The 19,439-nt window shown below is 42.2% G+C and carries 15 protein-coding genes; 3 read left to right on the top strand and 12 right to left on the bottom strand.

Going from position 1 to position 19,439, the window contains the following annotated elements; all coding sequences use genetic code 11:
* The first annotated feature begins 314 nt into the window (after positions 1–314).
* Positions 315–1,688, top strand: coding sequence for an exodeoxyribonuclease VII large subunit (xseA, locus tag C8D97_RS00445; protein WP_109761366.1), 1,374 nt, complete (start codon positions 315–317; stop codon positions 1,686–1,688).
* A gap of 61 nt (positions 1,689–1,749) precedes the next feature.
* Positions 1,750–2,217 carry a hypothetical protein gene (locus C8D97_RS00440; protein ID WP_109761365.1) on the top strand — a complete coding sequence of 156 codons (468 nt, stop codon included), beginning with the start codon at positions 1,750–1,752 and terminating at the stop codon, positions 2,215–2,217.
* Positions 2,218–2,300: 83 nt separating this feature from the next.
* Here the strand turns inward: C8D97_RS00440 and C8D97_RS00435 are convergent, their stop codons facing one another.
* The 5 genes from C8D97_RS00435 to hisS form a co-directional block, all read right to left on the bottom strand.
* Positions 2,301–3,161: an HDOD domain-containing protein gene (locus C8D97_RS00435; RefSeq protein ID WP_109761364.1), complete on the bottom strand. Its 861-nt coding sequence runs from the start codon at positions 3,159–3,161 to the stop codon at positions 2,301–2,303.
* Positions 3,162–3,380: 219 nt separating this feature from the next.
* The gene (gene der / locus C8D97_RS00430; RefSeq protein ID WP_109761363.1) at positions 3,381–4,784 is read right to left on the bottom strand and encodes a ribosome biogenesis GTPase Der; all 1,404 of its coding nucleotides are present in this window, start codon (positions 4,782–4,784) and stop codon (positions 3,381–3,383) included.
* Between the two features lie 4 nt (positions 4,785–4,788).
* The gene (gene bamB / locus C8D97_RS00425) at positions 4,789–6,027 is read right to left on the bottom strand and encodes an outer membrane protein assembly factor BamB (RefSeq protein ID WP_109761362.1); all 1,239 of its coding nucleotides are present in this window, start codon (positions 6,025–6,027) and stop codon (positions 4,789–4,791) included.
* Complete coding sequence (locus C8D97_RS00420; RefSeq protein WP_109761361.1) at positions 6,027–6,740, bottom strand: YfgM family protein; 714 nt, start codon at positions 6,738–6,740, stop codon at positions 6,027–6,029. Before C8D97_RS00420 ends, bamB begins: the two co-directional genes overlap by 1 nt.
* Before the next feature lie 77 nt (positions 6,741–6,817).
* Positions 6,818–8,110 (bottom strand): histidine--tRNA ligase, encoded by a 1,293-nt coding sequence (gene hisS / locus C8D97_RS00415; protein ID WP_109761360.1) that lies wholly within the window; start codon positions 8,108–8,110, stop codon positions 6,818–6,820.
* 185 nt (positions 8,111–8,295) lie between these two features.
* Between hisS and C8D97_RS00410 the strand changes: the two genes are divergently transcribed.
* Positions 8,296–12,837, top strand: coding sequence for an EAL domain-containing protein (locus C8D97_RS00410; protein ID WP_109761359.1), 4,542 nt, complete (start codon positions 8,296–8,298; stop codon positions 12,835–12,837).
* A gap of 44 nt (positions 12,838–12,881) precedes the next feature.
* On the opposite strand, the gene C8D97_RS00405 is transcribed toward C8D97_RS00410, so the two are convergent.
* The 7 genes from C8D97_RS00405 to queC all read right to left on the bottom strand — a co-directional run bounded on the left by C8D97_RS00405 (position 12,882) and on the right by queC (position 19,422).
* A complete protein-coding gene (locus C8D97_RS00405) occupies positions 12,882–13,595 on the bottom strand; it encodes an SDR family NAD(P)-dependent oxidoreductase (protein WP_170115092.1) in 714 nt (237 codons plus the stop codon).
* Positions 13,596–13,698: 103 nt separating this feature from the next.
* The gene (gene ispG, locus C8D97_RS00400; protein ID WP_109761357.1) at positions 13,699–14,832 is read right to left on the bottom strand and encodes a flavodoxin-dependent (E)-4-hydroxy-3-methylbut-2-enyl-diphosphate synthase; all 1,134 of its coding nucleotides are present in this window, start codon (positions 14,830–14,832) and stop codon (positions 13,699–13,701) included.
* A 27-nt stretch (positions 14,833–14,859) separates the two neighbouring features.
* Positions 14,860–15,975, bottom strand: a complete 1,116-nt coding sequence (locus C8D97_RS00395; RefSeq protein ID WP_109761356.1) for a RodZ domain-containing protein — start codon at positions 15,973–15,975, stop codon at positions 14,860–14,862.
* Entirely contained in the window at positions 15,975–16,769 is a 795-nt protein-coding gene (gene pilW, locus C8D97_RS00390) for a type IV pilus biogenesis/stability protein PilW (RefSeq protein ID WP_109761355.1), read from the bottom strand. Before pilW ends, C8D97_RS00395 begins: the two co-directional genes overlap by 1 nt.
* A 4-nt stretch (positions 16,770–16,773) precedes the next feature.
* Complete coding sequence (rlmN, locus tag C8D97_RS00385) at positions 16,774–17,883, bottom strand: dual-specificity RNA methyltransferase RlmN (protein WP_109761354.1); 1,110 nt, start codon at positions 17,881–17,883, stop codon at positions 16,774–16,776.
* Between the two features lie 194 nt (positions 17,884–18,077).
* Positions 18,078–18,509 carry a nucleoside-diphosphate kinase gene (gene ndk / locus C8D97_RS00380; protein WP_109761353.1) on the bottom strand — a complete coding sequence of 144 codons (432 nt, stop codon included), beginning with the start codon at positions 18,507–18,509 and terminating at the stop codon, positions 18,078–18,080.
* Between the two features lie 241 nt (positions 18,510–18,750).
* A complete protein-coding gene (queC, locus tag C8D97_RS00375) occupies positions 18,751–19,422 on the bottom strand; it encodes a 7-cyano-7-deazaguanine synthase QueC (protein WP_109761352.1) in 672 nt (223 codons plus the stop codon).
* Positions 19,423–19,439: the final 17 nt, after the last annotated feature.

Genomic DNA, 19,439 nt, shown 5'->3' with positions numbered 1-19,439 from the left:
AAAAACCAAAGCGGGATTATAACATTTATCCAGAAGCTAGAACAATGCTTCTCATGGCGCTAAATGATAAACTGACGACCGGTTTGGTTATAAAACACTGCACCAAGCCTGGTAACAGATTAAAGCAATGCTTAACTGACACAACAAACGTAGATCAAGCAGGGTTAAGCCGCTATTTCACAAACAGTATTGTGATAAATATCAGCCAGTTACAATGCATGGAATGTTTACAAAAGCCATAATGAGCATTTCTGCTAAATAACCGCGACAATCCATTAAAAACGACAACGCAGAATAACACTAGAGCAGGTCGAATGTTAAAACCCGTTTTGCAGCCCAGAAAACCCGTTGAGCGCCGCTACCTTTCGGTTAGCGAGCTGAATCGTCGGGTTAAAAAGATACTGGAAACTCACGTTGGCTCTACGCTGATTGAAGGCGAAATCAGCAACTTTACCGCTGCTGCATCCGGCCATTGGTATTTCACCCTTAAAGACGAGCAGGCCCAGATAAAATGCACCATGTGGCGTGGGCGCAATCAACAGCTTAAATTTCGCCCTGAAAATGGCATGCAAGTTTATCTGAGAGCCAAGGTAACCCTTTATGAAGCACGCGGTGATTACCAACTGGCGGTGGACTTTATGGAGCCCGCCGGGCTTGGCAATCTGCAACTTCAATTCGAACAGTTAAAAGAAAAACTGCAGGCAGCTGGATTATTTTCGGCAGAACGTAAAAAAGCCATCCCCATTAACCCGGCGCGAATTGGCATAGTCACCTCACCGACTGGCGCAGCCATCAAAGATATTACCAGTGTATTAAAACGGCGCTTCCCGATGACCCAAATCATAATTTACCAGGCTCAGGTTCAGGGAAAAACAGCCCATCAACAAATAATTAAAGCCATAGAACAGGCCAATCGTCGCAATGAAGTTGATGTGCTGCTTATCAGCCGGGGCGGTGGTTCGCTCGAAGATCTCTGGTGTTTTAATGAAGAAGCTCTCGCTTACGCCATTGCTGAAAGTCAGTTACCGACCGTTTCAGCGGTGGGGCACGAAATCGATTTTACCATCAGCGATTTTGTTGCCGATTTACGAGCTGCCACACCTTCTGCGGCAGCGGAATTATTGTCGGCCGATCAACACGACATTATGCAATCGCTGGACGAATTAAATGCGCAACTGCTCCGTGCCATGAATCAGCAACTGCAGGCGCATCAACATCAGCTTCATTCATTGTCACTGCGACTGACCGATCCGGAACCATTGTTGCAAACTCATGCAGCAAAACTGGACAATCTGTTAAGCCGACTGCAACGACAAATACAAAACAATTACAGCGACAAACGTCATCAATTAAGCAACGCTCACTTAAAACTGATCCAGTTACACCCGGAAAAGCAATTATCACAAGCGGAATCGAGCAATCAGTCATTAAGCAAACGACTTCTGTTTTCGTTTCAAACCTTGTTGAATAAAAAGCAACAGCAACTGGCGCTAACCAGCGCACAATTAAACACAGTGAGCCCACTGGCAACACTGGGGCGCGGATACTCCATTGCCTTTCAGAAAGAACAACTGATCAAAAGCACTGCTGATATTAATAAAGAAGATCCACTGGTCACTCGTTTTAAAGATGGTACGGTGACCAGCAAGGTGTTATCTGTTAATTCGGAAAAGGAGTCGGACACTTAATATTTGAAAGTTTCTTGTTTAATCTCACTACCGCGAATAAAATTTATTGCTAGAGCTCAAGATGAAAAAAACACAAAGCGATTACTTTGAATTAATACTATTTGGAAGTGTACTTCTAATATCTTGGACTCTATTTCAGCTCTACTATATAAATTACGCAGTAACTGGAAATTTAGTTAGTTTAAATGATGCTTTTGGTTTTGAGGATGAAGCTCAAAACAGCATATTTAAATTAACAATTGCAATACTATGCTCATTTTTCTTTTGGCTTATTTCACTTATATATTCAAGATTAAAATTAGGCATTTTCAGGAAGATAGAAATAATATTCTGGTGTGTTGCTTTGGCTTCATTATTACTCTGGAGCAGAGGTATGTATCACATGTCAAAAGCCTATTTATTTGAAAGTGGTCAAATACCTCCTATCGAATACTTTCAAAATAAACAAGCTGTAGAGTTTTATAAACAATATCAATTGCGTAAAAAAGCAAAGCTAGAATATAGGCTTATTGATCTAGGCAACCGGTAAAATTATCGCTTATTTGCAACATCACTCAATATAACTATGGAACTCTACTTTCCTCACAGTTAAAACAAGAAAACTCAAAACCACTACTGATACTCAAGGTTTAACCACTCCAGCAGGTCATCTTTTATCTCACGATAATCTTCTAGATCGATGCCTAAAAAAGAAGTCAGATCTTCTTTTGCATGCTCCCATTCAGACGCTTGTTCATTTTGTCGCCAGGCTTGTCGATAAGTTTCACTGACATCTTCTGCCATTTTTAGAATCGCCAATAACGACAAGGCGTCGTCACCAATTTGACCGGATTTCAGCATGTCACTAAATCGATAATGATGAAAGTAAGCGGCTTTTCCAATGTGCTCAGGTAAATGCCATTTTTTGAGTAATAAATAGGTTAGTTTATTGTGGGTAACGCCAAACCGCTCTTCTTCTAGCACAGTAACCGGATATCGCTCGGTGCTGTTCATTTCTATTAAAGTACTTTTATAGTCATCAAATGCCTGCATCATCAAAGGAATTCCTGCGCCATGAAACAAACCAAGTGTGTAGGCATCATCGCTACTCACGCCCGTTAACTTAGCGCTTAACTGGCTAGATACATTGGCGATTTCCGTGGCACTGTCCCAAAAACGTCCCAGATTCAAATCTGAACTTAATTCACTGCGCAAAGACACAACCGTGACCACTCGTTCAACACGGCTTACTCCCAATAGATTAACGGCTTGCTGAATATTGGTGATTGGCTGGCTGACGCGAAATGCTGGAGAATTAATGATTTGAAACACCGCCGCCGACAAACTGACATCACTACCTATAGCTTCGGCAATTTTTTCGATATCAGGATATTCATGTTTACTTTCCTCATTAACCACGATTAATGCTTCGGGCCGTGGTGGAATGGAAAGTTTGTTGATTAAGCTTTCGTGATCTTTGCTGGTTTGTGTCATAAATGATTCGCGTTAAATTGACTGATCGCTGGTGATACTTCTCTAAACCTAAGTCAAAAGCACTTATAGTTAATACCTTTGCTCAAACTAAGTTTAGTCAATATATAGGGTTAAGCAAAAATGCTGCAAACCGAATCGGCTAAATTTAAGACAGCATAAAAAAGGCCAGCAATGGCTGGCCTTTTAGAATGAAATACTGCGGAAAAATCGCAAAGTGGATTAGTTCTTTTTACCAAACTTTTTAATGGTACGTTTGCGCTTGAGTCGTTGACGTCGGGTCATTTCCTGCTTTTTGCCTTTATAAGGATTATCGCCTTCTTTCAATTCCAGCTTTATTGGTGTACCGACAATTTTTAATACACGTATAAAGTGCTTAATCAGATAACGCTGATAAGACTCCGGCAGCTTACTGGTGCGATTACCATGAATAACAATTCGCGGCGGATTGTGACCACCAGGGTGTGCGTAACGTAACTTACAGCGAAAGCCTTTAATGGTAGGCGGCGCGTGTTTCGCGACTGCAATTTCTAGCTCGCGAGTTAGTTTGGAAGCATTCATTTCTACGTTAGCGCTGTTAAAAGCTTCATCCACCGATTCAAAAAGATCGCCAACGCCAGAGCCGTGCAAAGCTGAAATAAAATGCATTCGAGCAAAATCGGCAAACATCATGCGACGACTGATTTCGCTTTTCACCTCGTCTTTTTGCTCTTCGGTCATGCCATCCCATTTATTGATGGCAATTACCAGAGAACGACCCGCATCCATAATATAACGCAGTAACGAGAGATCTTGTTCAGCGATGCCTTCGCGGGCATCGAAGGTCATGATCACCACATTGGCGTCTTCAATGGCCTGCAAGGTTTTTAACACCGAAAACTTTTCGACAGTTTCTCGAACTTTTCCACGACGACGAACCCCCGCCGTATCGATGATGGTATAAGGTTTATCCCGTCGCTCCATATCGATATAAATAGAGTCGCGCGTGGTGCCCGGCATATCGAACACCACTACCCGATCTTCACCGAGCATACGGTTCACTAACGTCGATTTGCCCACATTTGGCCGGCCAACGATCGCAAACTTAGGATGTCTGGCCCGTTTCTGGTTTTCTTCTTCAACCTGTTCCAGATCAGGCGCTATCGGCAATAACACCTCTTCCGATAACACCGACATGCCTCGCCCATGCGCTGCGGCAATGGGATTAACACTTTCAAACCCAAGAGAATAAAAGTCAGCCAGAGCGGCATCTACATCAATGCCGTCGACTTTATTCACCACCAGATGAACCGGCTTGCTGAATGTCCGTAAATCACGCGCCAGACTTTCATCCACTGCGGTTAATCCTGAGCGGGCGTCCACCACAAACAAAACTATGTCGGCTTCTTCAACCGCCGCTTTTGATTGCTCGGCCATATGACCGTCAATGCCCACTTCACCGCCAGTAATACCTCCGGTATCAATGATGATAAATGGCCGGCCTTCAATTTTGGCGTGACCGTACTGACGATCGCGGGTAAGCCCTGGCAAATCGGCTACCAACGCGTCACGAGAACGCGTTAATCGATTGAATAAGGTGGACTTCCCAACATTGGGACGCCCCACCAGGGCGACAACAGGAACCATACGTTTACTGCTTTTTCTCAGACTTTCGTTGTTGATAGGCAATCAAATGACCGTTTTTGGTTTGCACCAATAACAGATCATCAACCACCACAGGAGAGGATGCGACACCGTACTCATCGTGATTGTGGAAGCGACAGGCTTCGTCACTGTAGTAACAGTCAGAATAATTGATGTTCTGATTAATATTTAACTGGCCAATTAAGGAACCATCGGACTTATCCAGCATATGCAGATAGCCGCCCTGATCGCCCACTACGATATGATCATTAAATGCCGTGGGTGATGTGGTATCACGTAAAAACAAGGCTTTTTGCGTCCATAACAGACTGCCATTATTGCGGTTCAAACTGCTAACGTAACCATTATCATGGGTAACCAGTAAGGTCTGGTTATCAATCCCCATGTCGAGATAAGACGATAACTCACGAGACCAGACAGGTTCTCCAGACTGCAGTTCAAGCGCCATTAAATTACCGTTGTAAGACGATGCGTACAAGGTAGGGCCGAAAACGATGGGTTGTGCGTCCACATCAACCAAACGCTCCAGATCCGATCGACCACTGGGTGCCGTAACCTGTTTTTCCCAGGCAAGCTGACCGCTTTCTAAAATAAAGACACCCACTTTACCGTTAGCAAAGCCAGCAATGGCCGCACCGTGCGCAATCACCGGAGATGACGTGCCGCGAAGCGTTAGCGGTGGTAAATTACGATCGTAAAACCATTTACGCTCACCCGATTCAGCGTCGAGCGCAACCACATTACCGTCAACGGTATTAACCACAACAAATCCATCACCCACTGCCGGAGAAGCAATCACTTCACTGGACACCTGCGATTGCCATTTTAATTCGCCAGACTCCACGTCAAAGGCTATGACTTCACCTTCACGAGTGCCAATAACCGCAAGTCGATTAGCAACGGCAACACCGGCACTGATTGGCTCATTGACGGTTGCACGCCAGATGACTTCGCCATTTTCAGGATCCAGGGCTTTAAGCACGCCAGAAACATCGGCAATATAAATTTTGCTGTAACCCACGCCCGGACGAAGCTTTAAAAAACGCTCGCCCTGACCTTCACCGTAAGACACACTCCACTTTGCGTCGTAATTAACTTTGGTTTCTTCAATGATTGGCAGCGGATTAGGCTCTAAAGTATCTTCTTCACCACACCCAGACAAAAATGTCAGTCCCGCGGTAGCAACAGAAAGAAAAAGTAACGGCTTTATGTGACGTGCAAACATTAGGATTCCTGTTTGTCGGTGGATTGTTGAGTCGTCGACTCTTCAGTTGGCGCAGCGGCATCATCCGCCTTAACAGCTTCAGACTCGTAAGACGCCAGATCATTCACCAACATTTCAAGTTCATTTTTAGCAATGTAAGACTCAGTTGATTCTTTTGCCGTTGCATAAGCTGATCGCGCTTTAACCTTATCCCCCATCAACAAATAGGTATCACCTAAAACTTGTTGTTTTAACCCGGCATAAGATTCGGCAGTAATTGAGGTGAGTAATGTTTCAGCCTGCTGGTATTTTTGTTGAGCATTTAACACACGAGCCAGACGAATTTTCATCAATGGCTGTAAGTCATGCCCTTCGGTTTGCGTTACAACCCAGTTCAATTCTTTTTCAGCCGCCGCGTAGTCATTATTATCCACCTGCTTTTTCGCCAAGTGCAAAGCGGCCAGAATCGCGTAACCTGAATCTGCGTAATCCGCTTTTATCTGGTTAGCCGCAGAAATAAAGCTCTCTTGCTCGTTAGCAGCGTCTATTTGGGTAAACGTCTGATATTCATTTGACCCTTGCTGTTGTTTAGCAATGTTTTCGCTTTTCCACCAGTTGTAACCGAAAAAACCACCGACACCAATAACCACACCCACAATGATGGAGGTACCATTTTCACTCCACCAATCTTTCAGTGCTTTAATTTGCTCTTCTTCTGTGCTGTAAACTTCCACCTGAAACTCCCAACGTTTTCTATGTCTATTTCTAAGTCAATTTCAATATTGGCCACTGCAATGAATGGCACACTTGTTTATTCTTGATTCACTAATTGTTCAATCGTTAGCATCAACTGATCACGGCTTACTTCCAGTTGATCTTTTCGCTCACGCAAAAACTTGATACCCACTACTTGTTTATCCACCTCATCATCACCGAGCACTATGGCAATTTCGGCTCCGGAACGATCGGCTTTTTTAAACTGCTTTTTAAAGTTGCCGCCGCCACAATTGAGGCTTAGACGTAAATTAGGCCGATGAGTTCGAAGTTGTTCCGATAATATCATCGATTCCAGTTCAGCCTTTTCACCCATGGCGATAATATACACCTGCGCCTGATTGTCGATGCTATTGATGCTATTAAATGAAGCATTATCTTCCATAAGCGCAATGATCCGCTCAAGCCCCATGGCAAACCCACAACCCTGAGTCGACTGACCACCAAGTTGCTCGGTTAAGCCATCGTAACGACCACCGGCACAAATGGTACCCTGCGCGCCAAGTTTATCGGTCATCCATTCAAATACGGTTCGATTGTAATAATCGAGACCACGGACCAGACGAGGATTAACACAATATTCAATTCCCACGGCATCGAGACGTTTTTTCAACTCGGAAAAATGTTGCTCAGAAGCCTCATCAAGATGCTCACTCAACTTGGGCGCTTGTTCAATTAAATCCTGCATCGCCGGATTCTTACTGTCCAGAATGCGCAATGGATTAGTTTTCAAACGGCGTAAACTGTCTTCATCGAGTTGCGACTGATGCTCGGTCAAAAACTCAACCAACAGCGATTTATAAGCCGCTCGAGAGTCCGCTTGGCCTAAAGAGTTAATGTGCAGCGTAACACTATCGCCAATACCAATTTCCTGCCACAGTCTATGAGTGAGCAATATTTGTTCAACGTCAATATCCGGACCTTCATAACCAAAGGCTTCTATACCAAATTGATGAAATTGCCGATAACGACCCTTTTGCGGGTTTTCACGACGAAACATGGGCCCCATGTACCACAACTTTTGTTGCTGATTATAAAGCAGGCCGTGTTCGATGCCGGCGCGAACACAACTGGCGGTCCCTTCAGGGCGCAGCGTTAAACTGTCGTCACTAATATCGGTCCAGGTGTACATTTCCTTTTCAACAATATCGGTAACTTCGCCAATCGAGCGCTTAAACAAAGCAGTCTTCTCAACAATCGGCATACGAATTTCATGGTAACCGTATTGTCTGGTCAATCGGCGCAACAATGCCTCCAGCGTCTGCCAGATTGCGGTTTGCTCCGGTAAAAAGTCATTCATGCCCTTAATGGCTTGAAATTTGGCTTTCAAAAGTAGTCCTGCTGCATCTGTATTGGTTAAATAAACGCGGCATTATAGCTGAATTTAACAAGATTTGGAGCGTATTTTTGTCGACCATAAGACAGCTGCCGGTTTTATTATCAACTCGCCAATAACTTTCTCTCACAATTTTATATAGCTGCTATACTTTTCTTTTAAATAATTGATTTATCTGCATGATTTATAAACACTTTTGCCAACTGCTAATAGCATTAGTACTGACAGCAGCCTTTTCTGAGGCAAACGCAGACAAGCGGATCCGCTTGCAGCAGGTTTCGCTGGATCAAGGCTTAAGTCAGGCTGAAGTAACCAATATACTTCAAGATAATCAGGGCTTTCTCTGGTTTGGCACACAACAGGGACTCAACTTATACGACGGTTACCGCTTACGCCTTATAAGTGGCCCAAGGCAGCTGCTGGAAACACAGGCCACCAGCAAGCTGTTTCAAGACTCTGCTAACCGAATCTGGATTGGTAGTCCACCCAACGAGACGTTTATCCTTAACAAGCAGTCAAATGAGATTTCTGAAGTAAGGCTTCCCTACCCTGACAGCGTTGAAATTCTTGGCTCTGCAGCACAAAATTTTTACGAAGATGACAGTTATATATGGCTTTCTACCTATTTCGATATATTTAAGTTTCATAAAGAAACCGAAACGCTTGAATTTGTATTCGACTTTAAACCCCTGACTGGACAACGGGAAATCATTCGCGCACTGCATCGATTCGAAAACTATCTTTTGATCGGTATTTCCAATGGCTTATACGCATTGGATACAAACAACAACACCGTCAAGTCCCTAAATTTTCACGATTCATTACCAAACAAATCCAAAGTACCCGAAAGAGATGATCGCACCAATATAAAAGGCATAACTTTAAATCAACAGGGAAATTACCTGATTTCAACGGTTGAAGGTCTGTATCAGCTGACACCTGAGCAGCTCAAAACACTCATTGAGCAACCTGACACTAGAGTCGAAATGGAAACCTTGGTTGCTGAATTAAATGTCTGGAAAGTTATTGAAAATAATAACAGTTACTGGCTTGCAACCAACGATGGACTGTACAAACTAAGCAAAGACAACACCTTAACCCATATTTTCCGTTACTCCGACACACCTTACCAGTCGGCAGACAACAACATTATCGAAATGGTAGAGGATCGAGAAGGCAATTTATGGTTTGGCAGCCGTAATGATGGCGCTTTCAAGTTAACCCCCAATTTTGAACGTTACACCTATTACCAACAAGGCAGTGATCAGCAATCCATCAGTAACAACCGTATTTGGAGTATTCGACAAGATAAACAAAATAACATCTGGGTTGGCACACGAAATGGTTTGAATAAAATTAATGCCGATAACAATACTGTGGAGCAATATTTTGTTAACCCAGATAAGAAAGTTACCGTATCCGACTCCACTGTTTCGGATATGGAAATCAACAATAGTCAGCTCTGGGTTTCCACCGCAGAAGATATCAAAATTGTAGACACCAAAACTGGGCAGAAAATTGAGAACACAGTATTGCCCGAGCCGATGCAAAAAATTATGCAAATGGGCAATAACCAACTTCACTTTACCGACAATGATAATCTGCTTATTTTAAACCGGGAAGGCGCCCATCAATTTAATACTCAAACCAAAGAGTATCGCTACATAGAAAATACTAACCCTAAAGGCAATATTGTTAATCAATTATTTCAAGTCATTGAGCAGCCTAAAAATGACAATAACACTCTATTAATCTCTATGGTCGACCAAGTGGTTGAGTTTGATCTATCCACAGGGCAAACTACCCCATTCCACGCACTTCCTCCTTCTGACAAACCAAGAACATTTGCCGCCGATGCGCATTACGGTGAAAAATACGTTTGGATTGCTTACTCTGGATTTGGCGTTTATGTTATTGATCGAGAAACTGGTGAGCAAGTCAAGCATATCAGCAGTCTTGATGGTTTACCCGACAATAGTTTATTTGAGTTTCATGAAGACAAACAGGGCACTCTTTGGGGAATGTCCAACAGTGGGCTAATTAGATTTAATCAGAATAACTTTCATTTCCGTGTTTTTGACACCAATGATGGCTTATCAACCAATGAATTTAATGGCGGAGCTTCTGGCATTGCAAATAACGGCGATCTGTTATTAGGCACAATTAAAGGGGTGATGCGAGTTGACCCCAATAAAATGAAACAAGACTATGGAAACATTGAGTTTAGCAATCACATCACCGACATTAAGTTAATGTCACGAGAATTGCCGATAAGTTATCGTGCACTAAATACACTGGAGTTGGAAGTTTATCACACTGACTATGGTTTGAAGGTTGCCTTTTCAACACTACTTTACACAAACTCAAAAAAGATAAACTTTAAATACTCTATTGAAGGCAGTACCAACATTTCACCTACAGAAATAGAACAAAGTGAACTGTTTTTACCAATGCTTGAATCTGGCGAAAACCAAGTAAAGATTACTGCAATTGATTATGAAACGGGTAAAGAGTCGAAGCCGGTTTTTCTAAATATCACAGCTTATCCAGCCCCTTATTTATCCTGGTGGGCCTATACTCTCTATGTTGTTGTTATTGGTAGTCTATTGCTAAGTATTTATTATCAACGACATAAGCGCCGTTTAGCACTATTAAAATCACACAACCATCTGCAACAAAGTGAAGAACGGTTAAAATTAGCACTCGAAGGTAGTGATAGCGGCCTTTGGGACTGGCAAAGACACGATAACCAAGTATTTGATCCTAGAGCTTTACTTTTTTACGATTCCAATAACGCTCAATATATCGACTTTGATTTACGACTCGAGCTTATTCATAGAGATGACAAAAAAGACTACATTGCAAAGTGGATAGAATTTAGTGATAACGCTCAACAACATGATGTGTTTGAACATATCTACCGATTAAAATCCGATAACAATAGTTATCGATGGTTTAAAGATCTCGCAAGAATATCCGAATTCACAAGTGATAGTAAACCTCTTCGGATTACCGGTACTTACACGGATATAACCGAACGAAAAGATGAGCATGATAAAGTCAATTTGTTTTCACAAGCTTTTGATAATACTCGAGACATTATTATTATATTAGACAGTAGGTTTTCGGTAACGGCTGTCAATCAATCATTCAATAAAATCAGCGGACTTGATACTAATGATGTATTGAACAAACCACTTACAGCACTAATTAAGTCAAAAAATGAAGAGCCCATAATATATGGGTTAAAAACCATTATGGAAAGTCAAGATCAATGTGAGTCTGAAGCATTAATAAATCGAAAATATCAATCACCACTGCCTGTTTTAGTCAGTGCAACGAAGTTTACCAATGACAATCATCGCACTCATTATGTTTTAGCAGTAACCGATATTAGCGAACAAAAGAAAGCTCAAGATAAACTAAAACGACTAGCCAATTATGATTCACTCACAGGGTTACCAAATCGAGCATTACTGATTGATAGAGTCAGCCATGCAATTGAACAAAGTAAACGTCGTAATCAAAAGTTAGCTTTATTTTTTATCGATCTTGACCGATTCAAACAAATTAACGATACACTTGGTCATGAAGTTGGAGACTTACTATTAATAAAAGTCTCAGAAATACTTCGCAGTTCAGTAAGAAGCGAAGATACCGTTGCGCGACTGGGAGGCGATGAATTTGTCATTATGCTGGAAGATGTTAAACAAATTAATATCGCCAGTAAAATAGCCCAGTCGATACTGGACAAAATGTCTGGTGAATTATATCTGGAGCAACATAAAGTCAACTCCTCGCCCAGTATCGGGATTTCTTTTTATCCTGAAGATGGCAATAACCCACAAGAAATTATCCGTCATGCTGATATGGCCATGTACCACGCCAAAAACAAAGGACGCAATAACTTTCAATTCTTTAAGCAGACCATGAACGATGAAGCACAAGATCGATTGTCGCTGGAAACACAGTTAAGAAAAGCGGTAAAACAAAATGAGTTTCATCTTGTGTATCAACCTCAAGTGGACATAATCACTGGTAAAATAAAAGGATTCGAAGCCTTAGCCCGTTGGACAACTGCAGAAGGAGAAATGATACCACCAACAGACTTTATACCTTTGGCAGAAGAACTTGGTCTTATAATTCCCATGACGGAGCAGTTTATAGTTTCTGGTTTACAACAATTGCAACAGTGGCATGATGCTGGTTTCGATTGTGGCTTATCGATTAATTTATCGGCTCGCCATTTAAAAGAATACGATCTGGTTTCCTTTATGAACAATGCACTTAAACAGTATCAATTTAAAGCTGGTGCATTGGAGTTTGAGCTAACAGAAAGCTTATTAATGGACGATATTCAAACATCATTGCCGCTAGTCACTTCATTACAAAATCTTGGTATTGAGTTGGCACTGGATGACTTTGGTACTGGCTATTCATCACTGAAATATCTGCATCAACTCCCAATTCATAAACTGAAAATTGATCGAAGTTTTGTCTCTAACTTAGGTAAGCAGCCCGAAAGTGAAGCCATTATAGAAACGATTTTATCGTTATCAACTTATCTTGATCTGAAAACTGTGGTTGAAGGCGTGGAAACTGAGCAGCAATTAATCTTCATCAAACAATTAAAAGCCCAATATGTTCAGGGTTATTATTTTTCCAAACCGGTATCGTCAGAACAAACATTTGAGCTTTTAAAAACACCCTTTAAGGTATAAATAACGGCTTGAATTTTGACAGGTAAATAAGATTCAAGTTAAGTCTAAAATTCCTGATGCAATGGATGAACGGTTATTTGATCAATCAATTGATAACCCGGCTGCTGAAGCACCTGGAGCACCAGCTGCGCAAGTTCATCTGGCTTGAGCGATTTATCGGATGGCTGTTCACCTTGAACACCACCATGAAAGTAAGTATCCACAATACCAGAATTAATCACGGTAACTTTAACACCATCCTCTTTCACTTCCCTTAACAGGGACTGACTCATTCCCTGAACACCATGTTTTGATGCTACATAGGGCGTCATATTGGCAAGTGGCTTTTGAGCCAGATCAGAACCAATATTGATAATGTGCCCTAACTTCTGTTGCTGCATAATTTCTGACACAAACTTGGAAAGGATGATCGGTGCGGTTAAATTAACATTAATAATGGCGTTAATTTCATCAGTACTGTGTTCAGATAAGGGTTTATAAAATCCGACGCCTGCATTATTGATAAGCACATCAATCGAACCAAAACTGGTATGAATACGATCAACTAACGATGCTATTTCAGCAAAATTAGACAGATCAAAACGAAAGCACTGTACCTTGTCATCGGGCTTATTCAACTCATGCTTTAATTGTTCAAGTTCTTTTTGATTTCGGGCAATAAGTGCTAACCGATATCCCTGCCGCGATAAATGGATGGCAATAGAACGCCCTAATCCACGACTGGCTCCTGTAATGACTGCAACACTTTCTTGTGACATCAAAGCTTTCCTTATTAATACGTCTGCCATTTGCAGTAATTCAGTTTTTGTATCTAAACTGGCTTTTTGAATACTTCAGAGATTTGAACAATAGGATAATGAATTAACGAGACATTTGAATTACAGGCTGATTACCGGCTTTATCATTAATTTGTTGCTCCCGTAATTTAATTTTATGGCGAATTTCTTTTTCTAGTTCATCCACCAGCTGCTCGTTACTTACCTTATGATCCTTGGCACCTTCTTTATAAAGCAAACTGGAACCGCTGCCGCCTGTTAAACCAATATCCGCTTCTTTTGCTTCGCCAGGTCCATTGACCACACAACCTATAATCGCCACATCCATTGACTCGCTAACATCTTCCAGTCGACTTTCAAGTTCATTAACGGTTTTAATCACATCAAACTGCTGACGAGAACAGGAAGGACAAGCAATAAAGTTAATACCTCGTTGGCGCAGCCCTAAAGATTTTAAAATATCGTATCCGACTTTAATTTCTTCAACCGGATCAGCCGCCAGAGACACTCGAATGGTATCGCCAATACCTTCCGATAATAGCAGCCCTAAACCAACCGATGACTTAACCGATCCGGAACGCAAACCGCCCGCTTCGGTAATACCCAAATGCAGTGGCTGCTCAATTTGTGACGCCAGAATACGATAAGCAGAAACGGTCATAAATACGTCGGATGCTTTTAAACTGAGCTTATAATTATCAAAGTTGTGACGATCAAGAATATCAATGTGTCGCATGGCAGACTCTACAAGCGCTTCGGGTGTTGGTTCACCGTATTTCACCTGTAAATCTTTTTCTAACGATCCAGCATTTACACCAATTCGAATGGGAATGTTTTTATCGCGTGCACAATCAATAACGGCTTTCACCCTATCTTCATTACCAATATTACCGGGGTTGATCCTTAAACAATCGACGCCATAGTCCGCCACTTTTAACGCAATACGATAGTCAAAATGAATATCAGCAATGAGAGGTATATTGGCTTGTTGCTTGATGCGTTTAAACGCTTCAGCAGCATCCATGGTAGGCACAGACACGCGGACTAAATCAGCACCCGCATCTTCCAGCTGTTTTATTTGTCCAACGGTTGCATTGACATCACAAGTGTCGGTATTCGTCATACTTTGTACGGCGATGGGCGCATCACCACCAATCGCCACATTACCCACCCATATTTTTTTGGAAGGTCGTCGTTTAATCCAGGATAAGCCTTTCATATGTGTTCTACTCGTTAACCACCGATTTTACTCGATGGTAATTTTTGCTGTTTGCCCCGCACGATAATGCGACAGGTCAATAGTTTGCTGTTCATGCTGCAGTCTTACAACGGAAGGATCGCCCAAAGTTATTTCAAAAGGAGGAACACCTCTTAGCGTCATAACTTTTCCGTTATTTTTAATACCATAAGCCAGTCGTTCGCCAGTTGCATCCTGTATATCAACCCAGCATTCACCGACAAAAGCAAACACCAGTTGTTCAATACTTTCTGCCTGCATGCTCTCTGCCTGCGGATCCGTTGAAGAGCTGTCAGTAATATCATTTGTATCGGCTGATTGTGACTGTGCCGTGTCATTTTCATTAACACGAGTTGACGAGCTGCCTGACTCTTCTTTAATTTTTTCAACAGATGGCGACTCTTCCACGGCTTCACTTTCCAACTGCTGTTTCAGCTGTGCCACGGTTTGTTTTTTCGGTTGTGTAACACCGTTTGATAATAATGAATCCGATGTATTGCCATCATCATCGAGCTGAGCACCTTGCGGTGATGTTACAGGTTGCAAAGAATCATTAACTGTCTCAGTTTTTGAGAACTCTGTCGTTTGGCCTGTACCAGCTGTCGTATTAGAATTAGTTGTCGTTCTGGAATTAGTTTCAGTGTCATCAGCGGCGTCAATAAAAGATGTCATAGGGACAAGACCATCTTCACCCAGCAACTCTCCGCCATCGTTGGACACAAAACGCTGTTTTAGTCCCCAGCCCACAATTAACAGAACCGCGACAATGATAATAAAACTAAACCATTTAAACAGTTTACTTCCGGTATTGGATTCTTTTCGAGCACTACTAAACGAACGCAGTCGCTGGTTCGATGAAATTTCAATATCCGCATCTACGGTTTCATTAAACAACTCTAAGACTGTTGCAGGTTCGATTTTTAAAAAAGTGGCATAAGCGCGAACATAACCACGATAAAATGCAACAGAAAATTCTGATAATAATTCGCCCTGCTCAATTTCCTTAATTCTGGCAACGGGTAAATTTAATTGTTTGGCAACATCCTCGATGCTCAGTTTTTGACTTTCACGAGCCTGTTTTAAAACAGCGCCAAATTGAGGCTTGTCATCGACAACCGTATCCATTATTGCCACTGCTGCTTAGAGTCAAGAAACAAAATGGTTTCTTCAGAATCAGGGTACATATTCTGAAGCAACAGAGCGTAACTTGCCACAGCGTCTAAATTACCACGCTTATGCTCTGCTCTTAGTGCCAACCAAATTGAACGAGGCGTATGACGGGCTTCTTCTTTATACCGTTCAATATACTGAACGGTACGACCATAACGTTGTTGCTGAAATTCATACTCGGCAAGTTCGATCAATGCTGCAGGCATTTTTTTATTTAAATTCAAGGCTTGTCTAAAATATTCCACAGCTTCATTAGACTTTCCTTGCTTACTTTTGCATTGTCCAGCATTGACATAGGCCTGTGCAGCATTAGAGTAAGTAGGTGTATTGATTGCCTCGTTAAGTAATTCGAATGCTTCTTCATATTCACCCTGCTGGCACAAAAACTGGCCAAATGCATTCTTGTATTCCGGATTATCACCATCCAGTCGTAACGCTTTTTTAAAGGCTTGTTTGGCTTCGTTTTCGTTTCTTGCCAATTGATAGTAATAACCTAAGGTTAGATATAGATCGGGGTAACTGTCATCGTGCGAGGCGGCTTTATCAAGATGGAACTTGGCCCTTTGTAGACTGTTTTTTTGCAAATACAATTTAGCCGCTTCCACTCGACTTTGCGCTGCTTTGGTTTCATCAAATTTATTTGTGACAGTTGAGCTGCCTTCAAAGTTTGAAATATTAGTGGTGGTTTGGGTTGTGCAACCTGTTAATAAAGCTACAGATAGAACCCACATTACGGCCAGGTATTTCATAGAGTTATCCCGCTAATTGTTGTACCGGTATTTGATTACGAAGTTTTCTTTTTGTTTTATCGTTGACCTTTCCAACCAATTGACCACAAGCGGCATCAATGTCATCACCACGTGTTCGACGTGTAATAACGGTTAGATTATAACTCGTCAAAATATTAGTAAACTTATCGATTACACGGTTTGACGATGTTTCATATTGCGTTTGTGGAAATGGGTTAAACGGTATCAAGTTTACCTTACTCGGAACATCTTTCAACAGCTTTGCAAGCTCGTGAGCGTGCTCAGGCGTATCATTAACATCTTTAATCATCACGTATTCAATAGTCACTTTCTCAGCAGCCTTAGAGCGTGACAAATAATTTTTGACCGATGGCATAAGCACTTCAATGGGGTATTTTTTGTTCAGTGGCACTAATACATCACGAAGTTCATTATTAGGCGCATGAAGCGAAAGAGCCAATGCCACATCGATGTGATCAATAAGCTTATTCAGTGCAGGTACCACACCAGAAGTACTAATGGTCACACGACGTTTTGACAAACCGTACGCCATATCGTCCATCATTAAGTCGAGGGCTGTAATGGTGCTGTCAAAGTTGAGTAATGGCTCACCCATTCCCATCATAACAACGTTGGAAACACGACGTTCACCCGTCATATGTTGACTGCCAAGTTTCTTAACCGCATACCAGACCTGGCCAATTATTTCGGCCACCGATAAATTTCGATTAAATCCTTGCTGGGCAGTAGAGCAGAAGCTGCATTCAAGTGCACAACCGACTTGAGTAGAGACACACAAAGTGCCGCGGGATTTTTCAGGAATAAAGACAACCTCGATGGCTTGCCCACCATTTAGGCTTAATGCCCATTTGATGGTGCCGTCATCCGAGATTTGTTCGGCAATGGCTTCTGGCCCCTGAATATAGGCCACCTCTTTTAATTTTGCGCGCAATGACTTACTCAGATTGGTCATTTCGTCAAAATCATCCACCCCCATATGGTGGATCCACTTCATAATCTGAGTAGCGCGGAACGGTTTTTCACCCATGTCTTGAAAAAACTGGGTCAATCCATCGCGATTCAGGTTGAGTAAATTGGTCTTTTCGTTACTCATTACGTTCACCTTTTAGCGATCTTGGTCTTATCTATGACAAGTAGTTGCCTTTGAATTACAGCAGTACAGTCTATTGTGACAAGTAAGCAAGAATAAAGTTTACTGAAGACTTAAAAAAACAAAAGCCTCTTGCAATGGTAACATTCGCAAGAGGCATAGCATAGTTAACAAACTATGGTGCTAACAAATACAAATTAGCGAGTGCGAGGGCAAAGCTCGTCTTCTGAGAAGAAATAAGCAATTTCACGTGCCGCTGACTCAGGTGCATCAGAACCGTGTACTGCATTTTCATCAACGGTTACAGCATAGTCAGCACGTAATGTACCGCGTAACGCTTCTGCTGGATTGGTTGCGCCCATAATTTCACGGTTTGCTTTAATGGCATTTTCACCTTCAAGCACCTGAACCATAACAGGACCAGATGTCATAAATTCAACCAGCGCACCAAAAAATGGACGCTCTTTGTGCTCGGCATAAAAGCCTTCAGCTTTTTCTTGCGACATGTGCATCATCTTGGAAGCGATGATTTTAAGTCCTGCACGCTCAAAACGGCTGTAAATCTCGCCGATTACATTTTTTGCAACAGCGTCAGGCTTAACAATAGAAAAAGTACGTTCAACGGCCATTATATTCTCCGAAATAATAGATAAATCAACTAGTTATATAAAAATTCAAAGTCAGACTTATCACTTCCTTTAGTGCTTAAAAGCGACAATATCTGACCCAGCAAAATTGGCGACATATTATACACGCCATGATGTAAAAAACCCAACTTAAAACATTAGCTGTCGATAACAATCTTTTCAGCAAATCAGCAATGTACTGGTCAATTATCGCAAAGTATTACGCAGTCAAAGAGTGCGTCGTTTAATCGATATACACCGTTGGATCCGGCAACTTTGCTTGTTTAAAGGCTTCGGCCCGGATCCGGCAACTGTCGCATCTGCCACAGGCCCGGCCGTTCGAGTCCGCCTGATAGCAGGACACGGTTTTACTGTAATCCACACTCAGACGATTGCCCCACTGAATAATTTCCACTTTGGTTTTATCGATTAACGGGGTTTCAAGCTTGGCGCCCTGCCCTTCTATTCCGGCTTTCGTCGCCAGATCGGCCATCTTTTGAAAAGCATCAATATATTCTGGGCGACAATCCGGATACCCGGAATAGTCCACTGCATTGACCCCGGCGTAAATGGCATCGGCCTGCAACACTTCTGCCCAGGCAAGTCCAATGGATAAAAACACGGTATTCCGCGCTGGAACATAGGTCACAGGAATACCGTCTGCTTCAGACTCAGGCACATCAATGTTGTCATCAGTTAGTGCTGAGCCGCCAAAGCCCCCCAAATCAATGGGTATGATGCGGTGACTGGCAACATTTGCCTGCTTGGCAATACGTTTTGCTGCTTCAAGCTCTGCACTGTGGCGCTGACCATAAGAGAAGCTGAGCCCATAACAGGCATAACCCGCGTCCTTTGCTATGGCCAGGCAGGTTGTGGAATCCAGTCCTCCGGACAGAAGTACAATGGCTTTTTTCATTTCTCGACTCACATTAA

The organism is Pleionea mediterranea (assembly GCF_003148745.1).
Classification (GTDB): Bacteria; Pseudomonadota; Gammaproteobacteria; order Enterobacterales; family Kangiellaceae; genus Pleionea; species Pleionea mediterranea.
This window is presented reverse-complemented; position numbering and strand designations above follow the sequence as displayed.